The organism is Pseudomonas sp. Z2-11, from assembly GCF_054161305.1.
This window is the reverse complement of record NZ_CP096395.1, coordinates 4896458-4914503: the sequence shown is the minus strand read 5'-3', so window position 1 is coordinate 4914503 and position 18046 is coordinate 4896458. Positions and strand designations below refer to the sequence as shown.

The 18046-nt window shown below is 60.6% G+C and carries 16 protein-coding genes; 14 read left to right on the top strand and 2 right to left on the bottom strand.

The window, feature by feature from the left end:
* Positions 1-125 precede the first annotated feature (125 nt).
* Positions 126-2828 carry a [protein-PII] uridylyltransferase gene (locus M1E16_RS21785; RefSeq protein ID WP_305499088.1) on the bottom strand — a complete coding sequence of 901 codons (2703 nt, stop codon included), beginning with the start codon at positions 2826-2828 and terminating at the stop codon, positions 126-128.
* A 54-nt stretch (positions 2829-2882) separates the two neighbouring features.
* On the bottom strand, positions 2883-3665 hold the full coding sequence (map, locus tag M1E16_RS21780) for a type I methionyl aminopeptidase (RefSeq protein WP_030139491.1): 783 nt from the start codon (positions 3663-3665) through the stop codon (positions 2883-2885).
* 373 nt (positions 3666-4038) lie between these two features.
* On the opposite strand from map, the gene rpsB reads away from it, so the two are divergent.
* The 14 genes from rpsB to lpxB all read left to right on the top strand — a co-directional run bounded on the left by rpsB (position 4039) and on the right by lpxB (position 18042).
* Complete coding sequence (rpsB, locus tag M1E16_RS21775) at positions 4039-4776, top strand: 30S ribosomal protein S2 (RefSeq protein WP_458128351.1); 738 nt, start codon at positions 4039-4041, stop codon at positions 4774-4776.
* Positions 4777-4970: 194 nt separating this feature from the next.
* On the top strand, positions 4971-5834 hold the full coding sequence (gene tsf / locus M1E16_RS21770) for a translation elongation factor Ts (protein ID WP_458128350.1): 864 nt from the start codon (positions 4971-4973) through the stop codon (positions 5832-5834).
* 215 nt (positions 5835-6049) lie between these two features.
* A complete protein-coding gene (gene pyrH, locus M1E16_RS21765) occupies positions 6050-6793 on the top strand; it encodes a UMP kinase (protein WP_039591983.1) in 744 nt (247 codons plus the stop codon).
* Positions 6790-7347: a ribosome recycling factor gene (gene frr, locus M1E16_RS21760; protein WP_434696925.1), complete on the top strand. Its 558-nt coding sequence runs from the start codon at positions 6790-6792 to the stop codon at positions 7345-7347. The genes pyrH and frr overlap by 4 nt, the downstream gene beginning before the upstream one ends.
* A gap of 13 nt (positions 7348-7360) precedes the next feature.
* Entirely contained in the window at positions 7361-8116 is a 756-nt protein-coding gene (gene uppS, locus M1E16_RS21755; protein ID WP_305499090.1) for a polyprenyl diphosphate synthase, read from the top strand.
* Positions 8116-8922: a phosphatidate cytidylyltransferase gene (locus M1E16_RS21750; protein WP_434572113.1), complete on the top strand. Its 807-nt coding sequence runs from the start codon at positions 8116-8118 to the stop codon at positions 8920-8922. Before uppS ends, M1E16_RS21750 begins: the two co-directional genes overlap by 1 nt.
* On the top strand, positions 8919-10109 hold the full coding sequence (ispC, locus tag M1E16_RS21745) for a 1-deoxy-D-xylulose-5-phosphate reductoisomerase (protein ID WP_434628703.1): 1191 nt from the start codon (positions 8919-8921) through the stop codon (positions 10107-10109). Before M1E16_RS21750 ends, ispC begins: the two co-directional genes overlap by 4 nt.
* A 52-nt stretch (positions 10110-10161) precedes the next feature.
* A complete protein-coding gene (gene rseP / locus M1E16_RS21740) occupies positions 10162-11514 on the top strand; it encodes an RIP metalloprotease RseP (RefSeq protein WP_458128349.1) in 1353 nt (450 codons plus the stop codon).
* A 74-nt stretch (positions 11515-11588) separates the two neighbouring features.
* Entirely contained in the window at positions 11589-13976 is a 2388-nt protein-coding gene (bamA, locus tag M1E16_RS21735) for an outer membrane protein assembly factor BamA (protein WP_434628705.1), read from the top strand.
* Between the two features lie 45 nt (positions 13977-14021).
* Positions 14022-14525, top strand: a complete 504-nt coding sequence (locus tag M1E16_RS21730) for an OmpH/Skp family outer membrane protein (RefSeq protein ID WP_003184901.1) — start codon at positions 14022-14024, stop codon at positions 14523-14525.
* A 3-nt stretch (positions 14526-14528) separates the two neighbouring features.
* Positions 14529-15584, top strand: coding sequence for a UDP-3-O-(3-hydroxymyristoyl)glucosamine N-acyltransferase (gene lpxD / locus M1E16_RS21725; protein WP_458128348.1), 1056 nt, complete (start codon positions 14529-14531; stop codon positions 15582-15584).
* 111 nt (positions 15585-15695) lie between these two features.
* Positions 15696-16136, top strand: a complete 441-nt coding sequence (gene fabZ / locus M1E16_RS21720; protein ID WP_008154051.1) for a 3-hydroxyacyl-ACP dehydratase FabZ — start codon at positions 15696-15698, stop codon at positions 16134-16136.
* Complete coding sequence (gene lpxA, locus M1E16_RS21715) at positions 16133-16909, top strand: acyl-ACP--UDP-N-acetylglucosamine O-acyltransferase (protein ID WP_434572124.1); 777 nt, start codon at positions 16133-16135, stop codon at positions 16907-16909. The genes fabZ and lpxA overlap by 4 nt, the downstream gene beginning before the upstream one ends.
* Positions 16910-16911: 2 nt before the next feature.
* Positions 16912-18042 (top strand): lipid-A-disaccharide synthase, encoded by a 1131-nt coding sequence (gene lpxB, locus M1E16_RS21710; protein ID WP_434572125.1) that lies wholly within the window; start codon positions 16912-16914, stop codon positions 18040-18042.
* Positions 18043-18046: the final 4 nt, after the last annotated feature.

Below are 18046 nucleotides of genomic sequence, written 5' to 3'. Positions count from 1 at the left end.
AATGTGGGGCACTGCCCCTTGTGGGAGCGAGCCTGCTCGCGAATACGCTGTGTCAGTCGGCAAAATCATTGACTGATCCGCGGCTTTCGCGAGCAGGCTCGCTCCCACAGGGGGAATATGTTCGTTCAGATGCTGATGCGCGTCAGGTTGATGTCGGGTTCCTGGTTGACGCTCAGGTGCCGCACGATCGCTTCCTGCAAACGGCTGCACAGCTGCGGGTCGGACAGCGGCTGGTTATGGGCGTCGGTGATGAAGAATACGTCTTCCACCCGCTCGCCGAGGGTCGCGATCTTGGCGTTCTGCAGCGACAGGTCGAATTCCAGGAAAATATGGCCGACCCGCGCCAGCAGGCCCGGGCGGTCCGGCGCGCTGAGTTCCAGCACGGTGACCTGGCGCTGTGCGTCGTTGTGGATCGTTACCTGCGGCGCAAAGGCGAAATGCTTGAGCTGGCGCGGTACCCGGCGCTGGATGATGGTCGGGTAGTCCGCCGGGTTGCGCAGGGCTTCGGTGAGACCGTCGCGAATCTGCTTGACCCGCGCCGGGTTGTCGCCGATCGAGTCGCCGTCAGTGTCGAGCACGATGTAGGTGTCGAGGGTGAACTGGCTGCTGGACGTGATGACTCGGGCGTCATGGATGTTGAGGTTGAGCTGGTCCATCGCCGCCACGGTCACGGCGAAGAAATCGTGCTGGTCCGGGGCGTAGATGAAGATCTGCGTACCGCCCTCGAATTCGCGCTGGGTGGTTTCCTTGATCAATACCAGCGGCCCGCCATCGGCCGGCTGCTGGAGAATCGCATCGGTGTGCCAGGCCACATCGCCGGCGGTATGGCGCAGGAAGTAGTCATCGCCCAGTTGCGACCAGAGTTGCTCGACATCATCCGGATCGGTGCCGCCGCGTACCAGGATGTCCAGGGCCGCGCTCTGGGTGCGGCGGATCTGTTCTTCGCGATCCACCGGGTTTTCCAGGCCACGGCGCAGGGCACGCTTGGTCTCGGTGTACAACTGGCGCAACAGGCTGGCGCGCCAGGAATTCCACAGGGTCGGGTTGGTGGCGTTGATGTCGGCCACGGTCAGGACGTAGAGATAATCCAGGCGGGTTTCATCGCCCACCGCCTGGGCAAAATCGTGGATCACCTGCGGGTCGGACAAGTCCTTGCGCTGGGCGGTGGTCGACATCACCAGGTGGTTCTGCACCAGCCAGACGATCAGCCGGCTGTCCCACACCGGCAACTGGTGCCGCTGGCAGAACGCCTCGGCATCCACCGCGCCAATCTCCGAATGGTCGCCTTGGCGGCCCTTGCCGATGTCGTGATACAGCCCCGCCATGTAGATGAGCTCAGGCTTGGGCAGCTTGGCCATGAGCTTGCTGGCCAGCGGGAATTTCTCCGACACCTGGGTGTACTGCAACTTGCGCAGGTGTTTGATCAGGTTCAGCGTGTGCGCATCGACCGTATAGATGTGGAACAGGTCGTGCTGCATCTGCCCGACGATGTAGCCGAACTCCGGCAGGTAACGCCCGAGGATCCCATAGCGGTTCATGCGCCGCAGGTTGCGGTGCACGCCGATCTTGCACTTGAACAGTTCGATGAACAGGCTGGTGTTGCGAATATCGTGGCGGAAGTCGTCATCGATCAGGTGACGGTTTTCCCGCAGCAGGCGGATGGTGTCGGCGCGCACGCCCTTGATTTCCGGCTGCTGGGCCATGAGCACGAAAATCTCGAGCATGGCGAACGGCGTGCGGCGAAACACGTTGGCGTGGCGCGCCTCGATGTAGCCGTCGTGCAACTGGAACCGGGAATTGATCGGCTGCGGCGGCGCCTCGTCTTCCGGCGCGAGGATGACTTCCTCGAAGTGCTGGATGATCAGTTCGCTGAGCTGGGCGATGCTCATCACCACGCGATAGTACTGCTGCATGAAGTTTTCGATGGACTGCTTGGCGTCCTGGCCTTCGAAACCCAGCAGGCCGGCGATGGAGCGCTGGTGATCGAACAGCAGGCGATCCTCGGAGCGCCCGGCGAGCATGTGCAACGCGTAGCGGACCTTCCAGAGGAATTCCTGGGACGAGGCCAGCAGGGCGTTCTCGCTTTCCACCAGGAAGCCTTCGCCGGCCAGTGCGCGCAGGTTCAGCGTGCCGTACTGGCGACGGGCGACCCACAGGATGGTCTGGATGTCCCGCAGCCCGCCTGGCGAGCCTTTGACGTTGGGTTCCAGGTTGTACTCGGTATCGTTGTACTTGTGATGGCGAGCCTTCTGCTCGGCGCGCTTGGCGAGGAAGAAGTCCTTGCTCGGCCACATGTGCGCCGTGCTGGTGACGTCGAGCATGCGCTGGCGCAAGCGCTCGGGGCCGGCAATGGTGCGGCTTTCCATCAGGTTGGTGATCACCGTGAGGTCGGCGCGGGCCTCGTCGGCGCATTCCTGCACCGAACGCACGCTCTGGCCGACTTCCAGGCCGATGTCCCACAGCAGCGTGAGGAAACGCTCGATGGAATCACGGAAAATCTCGTGGTCGGCGCTCTCCAGCAGGATCAGCAGATCGATATCGGAGTAGGGGTGCAGTTCGCCGCGCCCGTAGCCGCCCACGGCCACCAGGGCGATGTCGGCGTCCTCGCTCCAGTTGAATTGCTCCCAGGCCTTTTGCAGGATGTTGTCGACGAACCAGGCGCGGTCCTCGATCAGCCGACGAATATCACGGCCACTGCGAAAGCGCTGGTCGAGCACTTCGTGGGCCTGGCGGATCGCCTTCTTGAATGCCGAGATGGGGCTTGCCTTCAGGGCCAGTTCAGCCTGGAACTGGCCGCGGTCGAAGAGTTCGGGATCCACCTGCGGCATTGAATGGCTTTCCTTTCTATCTATATCTATCGGATCGGTCAGGCTGGGTTCTGATCAGGCGGAAACACGGGGAATGGTGTCATCGCTGCGCAGGGTGAAGATCTCGTAGCCAGTCTCGGTGACCAGCAGCGTGTGCTCCCACTGCGCCGACAGCTTGCGATCCTTGGTGATGGCGGTCCAGCCGTCGCCCAGTACCTTGGTGTCGGCGCGGCCCTGGTTGATCATCGGTTCGATGGTGAAGGTCATGCCCGCCTGCAGTTCCATGCCGGTACCGGCGCGGCCGTAGTGGAGGATCTGCGGTTCTTCGTGGAACACCTTGCCGATGCCGTGGCCGCAGAACTCACGCACCACCGAAAAACCGTTTTTCTGCGCGTGCTTCTGGATCACCTCGCCGATGTCGCCCAGGCGGCAGCCCGGCTTCACCAGTTCGATGGCCATGTACATGCATTCCTGGGTGACCTTGGACAGGCGCTCGGCCCACTCCGGTACGTTGCCGACGTGGAACATGCGGCTGGTATCGCCGTGGTAGCCGTCCTTGATGACGGTGACGTCGATGTTCAGGGTGTCGCCATCCTTCAACGGTTTCTCGTTGGGGATGCCGTGGCAGACCACGTGGTTGATCGAGGTGCAGATCGACTTCGGGAAGCCTTTATAGTTGAGCGGAGCCGGGATGGCCTTCTGCTCGTTGACGATGTAATCGTGGCAGATGCGGTCCAGCTCTTCGGTGGTGACGCCCGGCTTGACGTAGTCGGCGATCATTTCCAGCACTTCGGCGGCGAGTTTGCCGGCGACACGCATTTTGGCGATGTCCTCGGGAGTCTTGAGGGTGACGGTCATACAGGCTCTCTCTGCGCCCGACGGCGCTGTTCAAAACGAAATGGGCGGCGGATGATGTCGTTGCGGCCCTGAAAAAGGCGATTCTACCAGACGATCAGCGCAAATCCGCGCCCGCGTGCATCGCTTCTCTCTGTAAGGGTGCGTATTCCCAGGCAATGAACGGGCGGCGTGCAAGCGCTTCGCCAGGTTTTCAGAATCCGGGTTTCGTTTTAATCCTTGCTGTGGTATAAAATGCGCCGCTTTCCGGGGATGACCCCGTAAGCTTAAATCCACACACGTGTCGACACGATGACCTGGGTGCCTTCGGCTTTTACAGTCGCTGGTTGGTCATTGGGATACGTGGAGGCCAAACCCGACTTATCAAGGAACTATCATGTCCCAAGTCAACATGCGCGATATGCTGAAGGCCGGTGTGCACTTCGGCCACCAGACCCGTTACTGGAACCCGAAAATGGGCAAGTACATTTTCGGCGCGCGCAACAAGATCCACATCATCAACCTTGAAAAAACCCTGCCGATGTTCAACGAAGCACTGACCTTCGTAGAGCGCCTGGCCCAGGGCAAAAACAAGATTCTGTTCGTCGGCACCAAGCGTTCCGCTGGCAAGATCGTTGCTGAAGAAGCAGCACGTTGCGGTTCGCCGTACGTCGATCACCGCTGGTTGGGCGGCATGCTGACCAACTTCAAGACCATTCGCGCTTCCATCAAGCGTCTGCGTGACCTTGAAGTCCAGTCCGAAGACGGTACTTTCACCAAGCTGACCAAGAAAGAAGCGCTGATGCGCACTCGTGATCTTGAGAAGCTGGACCGCTCCCTGGGCGGTATCAAGGACATGGGCGGTCTGCCTGACGCGCTGTTCGTGATCGACGTTGATCACGAACGCATCGCGATCACCGAAGCCAACAAGCTGGGTATCCCGGTCATCGGCGTTGTCGATACCAACAGCAGCCCGGAAGGCGTTGACTACATCATCCCAGGCAACGATGACGCCATCCGCGCCATCCAGCTGTACATGGGTTCGATGGCTGACGCTGTCATCCGTGGTCGCAACAATGTAAATGGCGGCACCGAAGTCTTCGCTGAAGAAGCTCCGGCAGCAGCCGCTGAGTAATTGACGCCCTGGCGTTGACTCAGTAAGCAAAAAGGGGGCTTGGCCCCCTTTTTGCCACCTCGAAAACCACTTGTCGCCAGCGCAGCTACCTGTTTGTAACCTGCAGCGGTCTATAAGCAGTGGTTTTTCAGGAAGAATTGATCGCCCGTTCGGTCGGGTGGAATGGTTGAAAACCTATCCAAGAGGATTTTGAAATGGCAGAGATTACTGCAGCGTTGGTCAAAGAACTGCGCGAGCGTACCGGCGAAGGCATGATGGACTGCAAGAAAGCCTTGACCAAGGCTGGCGGCGACATCGAGAAAGCCATTGATGACATGCGCGCTTCGGGCGCCATCAAGGCTGCCAAGAAAGCCGGCAACATTGCCGCTGAAGGCGCGATCGGCATCAACGATGACGGTAAGGCTGCCGTTATCATCGAAGTCAACTCGCAGACCGACTTCCTGGCCCTGCAAGACGACTTCAAGGCATTCGTTGCCGCCAGCGTCGAAAAAGCATTCGCCGACAAACTGACCGACGCAGCTCCGCTGATCGCCGCTCAGGAATCGGCTCGTGAAGCCCTGGTTGCCAAAGTAGGCGAAAACGTCAACATCCGTCGTCTGGTTCGCGTCGAAGGCGATGTTGTCGGTTCTTACCTGCACGGCAACAAGATCGGTGTTGTTGTGGCCCTCAAAGGCGGCAACGTCGAGCTGGCCAAAGACATCGCAATGCACGTCGCTGCCAGCAACCCTGAGTTCCTGCTGCCGTCGGAAGTTTCCGCTGACGCCATCGAGCGTGAAAAAGCTGTGTTCATGCAGCTCAACGAAGACAAGATCAAAGGCAAGCCAGCCGAAATCGTTGAAAAAATGGTTGCCGGTCGTATCACCAAGTTCCTGGCTGAAGCCAGCCTGGTTGAGCAGGCGTTCGTCAAGAACCCTGAAATCAAGGTCGGTGAACTGGCCAAGAAGGGCGGCGCTGAAATCGTTTCCTTCACCTACTTCAAAGTGGGCGAAGGCATCGAGAAGCCAGTAGACAACTTCGCTGAAGAAGTGGCTGCTCAGCTGGCTGCCAGCAAGCAATAAGACAGTTTGTATAACTGTCGCCCTGAAGAGGCTGCCCGCTCACGCGCGCAGCCTCTTTTCGGATAAGGATGCCGATTTATATTGGTTTCCTGTCGGAACTGGCTTACAAAGCCGTGTTCCGATGGCGCTGTGTCAGCGTCAAGCTAGAGTGAACGCAGGCTGCAAACAGCCCGCAACAGAATTTTTTGAAAAATACGCCGCAGGAGAGATTCGCAATGGCTCAGCAGGGCAGTGGTTATCAGGCTCGCTATAAACGCATTCTACTCAAGCTTAGCGGCGAGGCCCTGATGGGCTCGGAAGAGTTCGGGATCGACCCGAAGGTGCTGGATCGCATGGCCCTGGAAGTGGGCCAGCTGGTCGGGATCGGCGTTCAGGTCGGCCTGGTCATCGGCGGCGGCAACCTGTTCCGTGGCGCGGCGCTGAGCGCGGCGGGCATGGATCGGGTCACGGGCGACCACATGGGCATGCTGGCCACTGTGATGAACGCCCTGGCTATGCGCGACGCGCTGGAGCGTGCCAATATCTCCGCGATCGTGATGTCGGCGATTTCCATGGTTGGCGTGACCGATCACTACGATCGCCGCAAGGCCATGCGCCACCTCAATTCCAAGGAGGTGGTGATTTTTGCCGCGGGTACCGGCAATCCGTTCTTCACCACGGATTCGGCCGCGTGCCTGCGAGCGATCGAGATCGACGCCGATGTCGTGCTCAAGGCTACCAAGGTGGATGGCGTGTACACCGCTGACCCGTTCAAAGACCCGCATGCCGAGAAGTTCGATCATCTGACCTACGATGAAGTGCTGGATCGCAAGCTGGGTGTAATGGACCTGACCGCTATCTGCCTGTGCCGCGACCACAAGATGCCGCTGCGCGTTTTCAACATGAACAAACCCGGGGCCCTGCTCAACATCGTGCACGGTGGCGCCGAAGGAACACTGATCGAGGAAGGCAAGCAATGATCAACGACATCAAGAAAGACGCTCAAGAGCGCATGCAGAAATCCCTGGAGTCTCTGAACCACGCATTCGGCCAGATTCGTACCGGCAAGGCTCACCCGAGCATCCTCGGCAGCGTCATGGTGCCTTACTACGGCACTGACACGCCGCTGAGCAGCGTCGCCAACGTCACCGTGAAAGACTCGCGCACCCTGCAGGTCGTGGCTTTCGAGCGCAACATGCTCGCCGCTGTAGACAAGGCGATCCAGAGCGCCGGTTTGAACCTCAACCCAACCAACCTGGGCGAGCTGCTGCTGATCCCGATGCCGGCCCTCACCGAGGAAACGCGCAAAGGCTTCACGAAACAGGCCCGTAGCGCCGCGGAAGATGCGCGTGTTGCCGTGCGCAATATCCGTCGTGACGCGTTGGGTGAGCTGAAGAAGCTGGTCAAGGACAAGGAAATCAGTGAAGACGAAGAGCGTCGTGCCATCGCTGATATCGATAAGCTGACCAAAGAATCCGAGGCCCTGATCAGCAAGGCTACGGACGAGAAAGAAAAAGACCTGATGGCCGTATAAGGGTCTCGTTTTCATGGATAAGACCAAGCAGGCCGTGCCGTTCGCGGTACCGCGCCATGTGGCGATCATCATGGACGGCAATAACCGCTGGGCCAAGAAGCGCTTTATGCCCGGTGTTGCCGGGCATAAAGCCGGGGTCGACGCGGTTCGGGCGGTCATTGAGGTGTGTGCCGAGGCCGGGGTCGAGGTGCTCACCTTGTTCGCGTTTTCCAGCGAAAACTGGCAGCGTCCGGCCGATGAGGTCAGCGCCTTGATGGACCTCTTCCTCAAGGCGTTGCGGCGTGAAGCCAAGCGGCTCGACGAGAACAGGATCAGTCTGCGGATCATCGGTGATCGCTCGCGCTTTCACCCGGAACTGCAGGCTGCGATGCGCGAAGCCGAGACCGCCACGGCTGGCGCCGATCGGTTCGTGCTGCAGATTGCCGCCAATTACGGCGGTCAGTGGGATATCGCCCAGGCGGCCCAGCGCCTGGCGCGGGAAGTCCAGGCCGGCCACCTGCGGCCCGAGGACATCACGCCCGAGCTGTTGCAAACCTGCCTGGCAACCGGCGACCTGCCGTTGCCGGATCTGTGCATCCGCACCGGTGGCGAACATCGCATCAGCAATTTCCTCCTCTGGCAGCTGGCTTACGCCGAGCTGTACTTCTCCGACCTGTTCTGGCCGGACTTCAAACACGAAGCCATGCGCACTGCGCTGGCCGATTTCGCTTCCCGTCAGCGTCGTTTCGGTAAAACGAGCGAGCAGATCGAAGCTGGAGCCCGGGTTTAATGCTCAAACAACGAATCATCACCGCCCTGATCCTGTTGCCCATCGCCTTGGCTGGCTTTTTCCTGCTTGAAGGAGCCGGCTTCGCCCTGTTCATCGGCCTGGTCGTGACGCTGGGCGCCTGGGAATGGGCGCGGCTGGCAGGTTTTGCTGCGCAGTCGGCGCGCATGATCTACGCGGCAGTGGTCGCCGCCATGCTGTTCATCATGTACCTCGTGCCTGGCATCGCGCCGTGGGTGCTGGGGGCGGCAGTGCTGTGGTGGGCGACGGCAACCTTCCTGGTGCTGACCTATCCACGCACTACGCACCACTGGGCAAATGCCGCGACCAAGCTGATGATCGGCCTGTTGATCCTGCTGCCGGCCTGGCAAGGGCTGATCTGGATCAAGCAGGGCGCGCTGGGTAACTGGCAGATCATGGCGGTGATGGTGCTGGTCTGGGGGGCTGACGTTGGCGCCTATTTCTCCGGTCGTGCCTTTGGCAAGCGCAAGCTGGCGCCGAAAGTCAGTCCGGGCAAAAGCTGGGAAGGTGTCTACGGTGGCCTGGCCCTGAGCCTGGTCATTACCGCTGTGGTCGGTTTTGTGCGGGACTGGACCGTCGCGCAATTGCTGATGGGCCTGTTCGGCGCGGCCCTGGTGGTTTTCGTATCGGTCGTCGGCGACCTGACCGAAAGCATGTTCAAGCGTCAGTCCGGGGTCAAGGACAGCAGTAACCTGCTGCCGGGCCACGGTGGTGTACTGGACCGTATCGACAGCCTGACCGCCGCAATCCCGATCTTCGCCGTGCTGTTGTGGATGGCGGCACCGTGAGTCGTCCTCAGCAGATTACCGTTCTGGGGGCCACGGGCTCCATCGGACTGAGTACCCTTGATGTCATCGGTCGCCATCCGGAGCGCTATCAGGTATTCGCTCTCAGTGGCTTCACCCGTCTGAGCGAGCTGCTGGCGCTGTGCATCCGCCACACGCCGCGCTTTGCCGTGGTGCCACATGCCGATGTGGCGCGGGCGCTGCAGGACGACCTGCGCGCCGCTGGCCTGCAAACTCGTGTGCTGGTGGGCGAGGAGGGCCTTTGCCAGGTGGCTTCCGACCCTGAAGTCGACGCCGTGATGGCGGCAATCGTCGGGGCGGCGGGCTTGCGTCCGACGCTGGCGGCGGTGGAGGCTGGCAAGAAAATCCTGCTGGCGAACAAGGAAGCGCTGGTGATGTCCGGTGCACTGTTCATGCAGGCGGTGCGCAAAAGCGGCTCGGTACTGCTGCCCATCGACAGCGAACACAATGCGATTTTCCAATGCATGCCGCAGGATTTTTCCCGCGGCCTGGGGGCGGTCGGCGTTCGGCGGATTCTTCTGACAGCGTCTGGCGGCCCATTCCGGCAGACACCCCTGGAAGAATTGGTGCATGTTTCGCCCGAGCAGGCTTGCGCCCACCCGAACTGGTCCATGGGACGCAAGATTTCCGTGGACTCCGCCAGCATGATGAACAAGGGGCTGGAGCTGATCGAGGCCTGCTGGCTGTTCGATGCCCGGCCGTCCCAGGTCGAGGTGGTGATCCATCCACAAAGCGTGATCCACTCCCTGGTGGATTATGTCGATGGTTCGGTCCTCGCCCAGCTGGGGAACCCGGACATGCGCACGCCGATCGCCAATGCGCTGGCCTGGCCGGAGCGGATCGATTCGGGGGTGGCGCCGCTGGACCTGTTTGCCATCGCCCGTCTGGATTTCCAGGCGCCCGACGAGCAGCGGTTTCCTTGCCTGCGCCTGGCGCGGCAGGCGGCCGAGGCCGGCGACAGTGCCCCGGCCATGCTTAACGCGGCCAACGAAGTGGCGGTCGCAGCGTTTCTCGATGGGCGTGTCCGTTACCTCGAGATCGCGAGTATCATCGAGGAGGTCTTGAATCTCGAGGCCGTGGTTTCGCTTGATGATCTCGATGCGGTATTTACCGTCGACGCCAGGGCTCGTGAGCTGGCGGGCCATTGGTTGAAGCGCCACGGGCGTTGAGACTGCGGTACCTTAGCCAGGGTTGTCCCGGGCAGGATTGTGGAGAAAACAGATGAGCGCGCTCTATATGATTGTCGGCACCCTGGTTGCGCTGGGGGTGCTGGTCACTTTTCACGAATTCGGCCATTTCTGGGTCGCGCGTCGCTGTGGCGTCAAGGTTCTGCGTTTTTCCGTTGGCTTCGGCATGCCTTTGCTGCGCTGGCACGACAAGCAGGGCACCGAGTTCGTCGTCGCGGCCATCCCGCTGGGCGGCTACGTCAAGATGCTCGATGAGCGCGAAGGCGAAGTGCCTGTCGATCAGCTTGACCAATCTTTCAATCGCAAGACCGTTCGTCAGCGTATCGCTATCGTGGCGGCGGGCCCGATCGCCAATTTCCTGTTGGCTCTGGTGTTTTTCTGGGCTTTGGCGATGCTTGGCAGCGAGCAGGTGCGCCCGGTCATCGGTGCGGTAGAGGCCGGCAGCGTGGCGGCTCGGGCCGGGTTGGGCGTAGGCCAGGAAATTGTCGCCATCGATGGTGAGCCTACGTCGGGCTGGGCGGCGGTCAACCTGCAGTTAGTGCGCCGCCTGGGCGAAAGTGGCTCGCTGCAATTGCTGGTGCGCGAGCAGGGCTCGACGGCGGATTCGCCGCGAGAGCTGATTCTCGACAACTGGCTCAAGGGCGCCGACGAGCCGGATCCGATCCGTTCCCTGGGGATCCGCCCATGGCGTCCGGCGCTGCCGCCTGTGCTGGCCGAGCTCGATCCGAAAGGCCCGGCTCACGCCGCAGGTCTGAAAACCGGTGACCGCTTGCTGGCATTCGATGGCCAGTCGGTGAATGACTGGCAACAGGTGGTTGATTCGGTTCGTGTACGTCCTGATACCAAAATCCTGCTGCGCGTCGAACGCGACGGTGCTTCAATCGACGTCCCGGTGACTCTGGCCGCCCGTGGCGAAAGCAAGGCGCCGACCGGTTACCTGGGGGCGGGCGTCAAGGCGGTCGAGTGGCCGCCGGAAATGATCCGCGAGGTCAGCTTCGGCCCTCTTGAGGCGATTGGCGAGGGTGCGCGTCGTACCTGGACCATGAGTGTCCTGACCCTGGACTCGCTGAAGAAAATGTTGTTCGGCGAGCTCTCGGTAAAAAACTTGAGTGGACCGATAACCATTGCTAAAGTGGCGGGCGCTTCTGCCCAGTCGGGCGTCGCTGATTTCCTGAATTTCCTTGCTTATCTGAGCATTAGCCTGGGGGTTCTGAATTTGCTGCCCATTCCGGTACTGGATGGGGGGCATCTGCTGTTTTATCTGATCGAGTGGGCGCGTGGTCGTCCCTTGTCGGATCGGGTGCAAGGTTGGGGGATACAGATCGGTATCAGCTTGGTGGTCGGGGTGATGTTGCTTGCTCTGGTCAACGATCTGGGTCGTCTGTAACGCTTCGCTGAATTGCGAATCTGCCGCATTTTGCGGCAGTTTGTTTATTGCCAGTTGGAATAAGAAAGGACTTCATGAAACGTCTGCTGCTAACTGCGGTTCTCACCGTATTGATGATCGCCGAAGTTCACGCCGAGTCCTTCACTATCTCTGATATTCGCGTCAACGGCCTCCAGCGGGTTTCCGCGGGTAGCGTCTTTGGTGCCTTGCCGTTGAACGTCGGCGAGCAGGCGGATGATCGGCGCCTGGTGGAATCCACTCGTGCGCTGTTCAAGACCGGCTTCTTTCAAGATATCCAGCTGGGCCGCGACGGCAATGTCCTGGTCATCACGGTCGTCGAGCGCCCATCGGTTGCCAGTATCGAAATCGAAGGCAACAAGGCGATCTCCACTGAAGACCTGATGAAAGGCCTCAAGCAATCCGGCCTGGCCGAAGGCGAGATCTTCCAGCGCGCGACCCTCGAAGGCGTCCGTAACGAGCTGCAACGCCAATACGTTGCCCAGGGCCGTTATTCGGCGACTGTCGACACCGAAGTCGTGCCGCAGCCGCGCAACCGCGTCGGCCTGAAGGTCAACATCAACGAAGGCACCGTCGCCGCCATCCAGCACATCAACGTGGTTGGTAACACGGTGTTCCCGGATGAAGACCTGATCGACCTGTTCGAACTCAAGACCACCAACTGGCTGTCGTTCTTCAAGAACGACGACAAGTACGCTCGTGAAAAACTCTCCGGTGACCTGGAGCGCCTGCGTTCCTACTACCTGGACCGTGGCTACATCAACATGGACATTGCTTCGACCCAGGTGTCCATCACCCCGGACAAGAAGCACGTCTACATCACTGTCAACGTCAACGAAGGCGAGAAGTACACCGTTCGTGACGTCAAGCTCAGTGGTGACTTGAAGGTTCCGGAAGACCAGGTCAAATCGCTGTTGCTGGTGCAGAAGGGCCAGGTGTTCTCGCGCAAGCTGATGACCACCACGTCCGAGCTGATCACTCGCCGCCTGGGTAACGAGGGTTACACCTTCGCCAACGTGAACGGCGTGCCACAACCGCACGATGAAGACCATACCGTCGACATCACGTTCGGCGTGGACCCCGGCAAGCGTGCCTACGTCAACCGCATCAACTTCCGTGGCAACACCAAGTCCGAGGACGAAGTGCTGCGTCGCGAAATGCGCCAGATGGAAGGTGGCTGGGCGTCGACCTACCTGATCGACCAGTCCAAGACCCGCCTGGAGCGCCTGGGCTTCTTCAAGGAAGTCAACGTCGAGACCCCGGCCGTACCGGGCGTCGATGACCAGGTGGATGTGAACTACAGCGTCGAGGAACAAGCCTCCGGTTCGATCACCGCCAGTGTCGGTTTCGCCCAGAGCGCGGGCCTGATCCTGGGTGGTTCGATCACCCAGAACAACTTCCTCGGTACCGGTAACCGCGTCAGCGTGGGCCTGACCCGCAGCGAGTACCAGACCCGCTACAACTTCGGTTACGTGGACCCCTACTGGACTGCCGACGGTGTGAGCCTGGGCTACAACGCCTTCTATCGCACCACCGACTACGACGAGCTCGACTCTGACATCTCCAGCTATGCGGTGGACAGCCTGGGTGCCGGCGTCAACATCGGCTATCCGATCAGCGAAACGTCGCGCCTGACCTTCGGCCTCACCGCCCAGCAGGACGAGATCAGCACTGGCCGCTATACCGTTGACGAAATTTTCGATTTCGTCGAGAAAGAGGGCGACAAGTACCTGAACTTCAAGGCGTCTGTTGGTTGGTCCGAGTCGACCCTGAACAAGGGTGTGCTGGCGACCCGTGGCCGTTCCCAGAGCTTGGTCCTGGAAACCACCACGCCTGGCAGTGACCTGTCGTTCTTCAAGCTCGACTACCGCGGCCAGCTGTTCCAGCCGCTGTCTGACAACTACACCATGCGCCTGCACACCGAGCTGGGTTATGGCGATGGCTACGGTTCGACCGACGGCCTGCCGTTCTACGAGAACTACTACGCCGGTGGTTTCAACTCGGTGCGTGGCTTCAAGGACAGCACCCTGGGCCCGCGCAGTACCCCGAGCCGAGGTGCAGCTGTCACTGGCAACCAGGGGACCATCCGGGATCCGGACCAGGATCCACTGCCGTTCGGTGGTAACGTCCTGATCCAGGGCGGTGCCGAGCTCCTGTTCCCGATGCCGTTCGTCAAGGATCAGCGCTCCCTGCGTACCTCGGTATTCTGGGACGTGGGTAACGTATTCGACTCCAGCTGCGATAAGCCTACTAACAACAATGGCACGTCATCCAACGCAGAGTGCAACGACATCAGCCTGAGCAACCTCGCCAGCTCCGTCGGCGTCGGCGTGACCTGGGTCACCGCGCTGGGCCCGTTGAGCTTCGCGTTGGCGATGCCGATCAAGAAACCGGATGACGCTGAAACCCAGGTTTTCCAATTCTCCCTCGGTCAGACGTTCTAAGCGTCTGACCCAAGATAACGACAATGGATTTTGTAGGAGTACATCGTGCGTAAGTTGACTCAATTGGTTCTCCTGGCGACCGTACTGGTCGCAGGTCCGGCTTTTGCCGACATGAAGATCGCCGTCCTGAACTATCAGATGGCCCTGCTGGAATCCGACGCGGCGAAGAAATACGCTGTGGACGCGGAGAAAAAATTCGGCCCGCAACTGACCAAGCTCAAAGGCCTGGAAAGCAGCGCCAAGGGTATCCAGGATCGTCTGGTGGCCGGTGGCGACAAAATGGCCCAGGGTGAGCGCGAGCGTCTGGAGCTTGAATTCAAGCAAAAGGCCCGCGACTTCCAGTTCCAGTCCAAGGAACTGAACGAAGCGAAAGCCGTTGCCGACCGCGAAATGCTCAAGCAGCTCAAGCCGAAACTCGACAGCGCCGTGGAAGAAGTCATCAAGAAGGGTGGTTTTGACCTGGTGTTCGAGCGTGGTGCAGTGATTGATGTCAAGCCTCAGTACGACATCACGCGCCAGGTTATCGAGCGCATGAATCAGCTGAAGTAATCCATGACAGCGACTATCAAGCTCGGCCAGTTGGCCGAGTTCCTCGGCGCCACCCTGCGTGGCGACCCGGAGAAGGTCATCACTGGGCTAGCCACTTTGCAAGAGGCTGGCCCAGCTCAGTTGAGCTTCCTGGCAAATCCTCAATACCGCAAATACCTGGCTGACAGTCGGGCTGCCGCGCTGTTGCTCAAGGCCGGTGATGCCGAAGGGTTTGCGGGTGATTCGCTGATCGTGGCCGACCCCTACCTTGCGTATGCGCGGATTTCCCATCTGTTCGATCCCAAGCCCAAGTCGGCTGCCGGTATTCACCCGACTGCAGTGATCGCAGCGGACGCCGTGGTGGATCCCTCGGCCAGCGTTGGCCCGTTTGTCGTGATTGAAAGCGCGGCCCGGATTGGCGCCGGTGTGACGCTGGGCGCCCATTGCTTCATCGGCGCGCGCTGCGAGATCGGCGAAGGTGGCTGGCTGGCGCCCCGGGTGACGCTGTATCACGATGTGCGCATCGGCAAGCGGGTAGTGATCCAGTCTGGCGCAGTGCTCGGTGGCGAAGGCTTCGGTTTTGCCAATGAGAAAGGCGTCTGGCAAAAGATTGCCCAGATCGGTGGCGTAACCGTCGGCGATGACGTGGAGATCGGCGTCAACACCGCCATCGACCGTGGCGCGCTGGCCGATACGGTCATTGGCAATGGCGTCAAACTCGACAACCAGATCCAGATCGCCCACAACGTCCAGGTCGGTGACCACACCGCCATGGCCGCCTGCGTGGGCATCTCCGGCAGTACCAAAATCGGCAAGCACTGCATGCTCGCCGGTGGCGTGGGCCTGGTGGGCCATATCGATATCTGTGACAACGTGTTCCTGACCGGAATGACCATGGTGACCCACTCGATTACCGAGCCGGGTGCCTATTCTTCCGGCACAGCCATGCAACCGGCAGCCGAGTGGCGCAAGAGCGCGGCGCGTATCCGCCAGCTCGACGACATCGCGCGGCGCCTCAAGCAGGTGGAAAAGCGTGTAGGGGACGTGACCCCTGGCGGTAATGCTTCATCAGATGGCTGATACCATTTCCATATCAAGTGTGCACAGCCGCTAGGCCCTGGCCTCCTTGATTTGCTAGCGGGGTGCGCGTCAATCGTGCGCTCCCAATCTTTACATAGGCTTCCCCCCGAAATGATGGACATCAACGAGATTCGCGAATACCTGCCTCACCGTTACCCGTTCCTGCTGGTGGATCGGGTCGTGGACCTGGATGTTGAAGGCAAGCGCATTCGCGCCTACAAGAATGTCAGCATCAACGAACCCTTCTTCAATGGTCACTTCCCCGCGCATCCAATCATGCCGGGCGTATTGATCATCGAGGCGATGGCTCAGGCTGCCGGGATCCTTGGTTTCAAAATGCTCGACGTGAAGCCTGCCGACGGCACGCTTTACTACTTTGTTGGCTCCGACAAGCTGCGCTTCCGCCAGCCGGTCACTCCGGGCGATCAGTTGATCCTCGAAGCCAGGTTCATCAGTTGCAAGCGCCAGATCTGGAAATTCGAATGCCAGGCTTCGGTCGATGGCAAGCCGGTCTGCTCCGCTGAAATCATCTGCGCGGAACGCAAGCTATGAGTTTGATTGACCCTCGCGCAATCATCGATCCGACGGCCGTACTGGCCGCCGATGTCGAGGTTGGCCCTTGGTCGATCATCGGCGCAGGTGTGGAAATCGGCGAGGGCACGGTGATCGGGCCCCATGTGATCCTCAAGGGGCCGACCCGGATCGGCCGGCACAACCGCATCTACCAGTTCTCATCGGTAGGCGAGGACACGCCCGACCTCAAGTACAAAGGTGAAGAAACCCGCCTGGTGATTGGCGATCACAACGTGATCCGCGAAGGCGTGACGATTCACCGTGGCACCGTCCAGGACCGTTCCGAAACGACGCTGGGCGACCACAACCTGATCATGGCCTATGCCCACATCGGCCACGACAGCGTTATTGGCAACCATTGCATCCTGGTCAACAACACCGCGTTGGCCGGACATGTGCACGTAGATGACTGGGCGATCCTGTCCGGTTTCACCTTGGTCCACCAGTATTGCCACATTGGCGCCCATAGCTTCTCCGGCATGGGCACCGCCATTGGCAAGGACGTCCCTGCCTACGTCACCGTATTCGGCAATCCGGCCGAAGCTCGCAGCATGAACTTCGAAGGCATGCGTCGGCGTGGTTTCAGCGAAGAGGCCATAACTGCTCTGCGTCGCGCCTACAAGGTTGTGTATCGCCAGGGCCTGACGGTCGAGCAGGCGCTCGCCGAACTGGCCGAGGCAGCGGCACAATTTCCGGAAGTCGCAATATTCCGCGATTCCATTCTTTCTTCGACCCGCGGCATCACCCGCTGATCATGGCGAACCTGCGTATCGCACTGGTGGCGGGCGAAGCTTCCGGTGACATCCTGGGCGCCGGCCTGATGCGCGCGCTCAAGGCGCAGCACCCGGCGGTCGAGTTCATCGGGGTGGGTGGGCCATTGATGGAAGCCGAGGGGCTGGTGTCCTACTTCCCGATGGAGCGCCTGTCGGTGATGGGGCTGGTGGAAGTGCTCGGCCGCTTGCGTGAGCTGCTGGCCCGGCGCAAGAAGCTGATCCAGACGCTGATCGAAGAAAAACCGGATGTGTTCATCGGTATCGATGCGCCGGATTTCACCCTCAATATCGAACTCAAGCTGCGCCAGGCGGGGATCAAGACCGTGCATTACGTCAGCCCGTCGGTCTGGGCCTGGCGACAGAAGCGCGTGTTGAAGATCCGCGAGGGCTGCGACCTGATGCTCACGCTGCTGCCGTTCGAAGCCCGGTTCTACGAAGAAAAAGGCGTGCCCGTGCGATTTGTCGGTCACACCCTTGCCGACACCATTCCCCTGGAGGCGGACCGCGAGGCGGCTCGCCAGGCGCTGGGCCTGGCCGCGGGCCCGCTGGTGGCGTTGATGCCCGGTAGCCGAGGCGGCGAAGTGAGTCGCCTGGGCGGGCTGTTCTTCGACGCCGCCGAGCGTCTGCGGGCGATGCGTCCGGACGTACGATTCATCTTGCCGTGCGCCAGTCCACAGCGGCGGGTCCAGCTCGAAGCGCTCCTGGCCGATCGCGATTTGCCGGTCACGCTGCTTGACGGCCAATCCCATCAAGCGCTGGCGGCCTGCGATGCCGTGTTGATTGCCTCCGGCACTGCTACCCTTGAGGCATTGTTGTACAAGCGCCCGATGGTGGTTGCCTATCGCCTGGCGCCGTTGACGTTCTGGATTCTCAAGCGCATGGTCAAGAGCCCTTACGTTTCCCTGCCGAACCTGCTGGCCCAGCGCCTGCTGGTGCCTGAACTGCTGCAGGATGACGCGACCGCCGAGTCCCTGGCCAGCACGCTTTTGCCGTTGATCGATGGCGGCGAGGAACAGACCCGGGGCTTTGACGAAATCCACCGTACCTTGCGTCGCGATGCTTCCAACCAGGCAGCAGACGCGGTACTGACCTTGATCGGCGCCAGACGATGAGCAA

Bases quoted from the DNA above. Each gene is read 5' to 3' on its own strand.
- M1E16_RS21750 (WP_434572113.1), top strand. From the start codon at position 8,116: ATGCTCAAACAACGAATCATCACCGCCCTGATCCTGTTGCCCATCGCC.
- rpsB (WP_458128351.1), top strand. From the start codon at position 4,039: ATGTCCCAAGTCAACATGCGCGATATGCTGAAGGCCGGTGTGCACTTC.
- lpxD (WP_458128348.1), top strand. From the start codon at position 14,529: ATGACAGCGACTATCAAGCTCGGCCAGTTGGCCGAGTTCCTCGGCGCC.
- lpxA (WP_434572124.1), top strand. From the start codon at position 16,133: ATGAGTTTGATTGACCCTCGCGCAATCATCGATCCGACGGCCGTACTG.
- pyrH (WP_039591983.1), top strand. From the start codon at position 6,050: ATGGCTCAGCAGGGCAGTGGTTATCAGGCTCGCTATAAACGCATTCTA.
- map (WP_030139491.1), bottom strand. From the start codon at position 3,665: ATGACCGTCACCCTCAAGACTCCCGAGGACATCGCCAAAATGCGTGTC.
- M1E16_RS21785 (WP_305499088.1), bottom strand. From the start codon at position 2,828: ATGCCGCAGGTGGATCCCGAACTCTTCGACCGCGGCCAGTTCCAGGCT.
- fabZ (WP_008154051.1), top strand. From the start codon at position 15,696: ATGATGGACATCAACGAGATTCGCGAATACCTGCCTCACCGTTACCCG.
- uppS (WP_305499090.1), top strand. From the start codon at position 7,361: ATGGATAAGACCAAGCAGGCCGTGCCGTTCGCGGTACCGCGCCATGTG.
- bamA (WP_434628705.1), top strand. From the start codon at position 11,589: ATGAAACGTCTGCTGCTAACTGCGGTTCTCACCGTATTGATGATCGCC.
- lpxB (WP_434572125.1), top strand. From the start codon at position 16,912: ATGGCGAACCTGCGTATCGCACTGGTGGCGGGCGAAGCTTCCGGTGAC.
- rseP (WP_458128349.1), top strand. From the start codon at position 10,162: ATGAGCGCGCTCTATATGATTGTCGGCACCCTGGTTGCGCTGGGGGTG.
- tsf (WP_458128350.1), top strand. From the start codon at position 4,971: ATGGCAGAGATTACTGCAGCGTTGGTCAAAGAACTGCGCGAGCGTACC.
- frr (WP_434696925.1), top strand. From the start codon at position 6,790: ATGATCAACGACATCAAGAAAGACGCTCAAGAGCGCATGCAGAAATCC.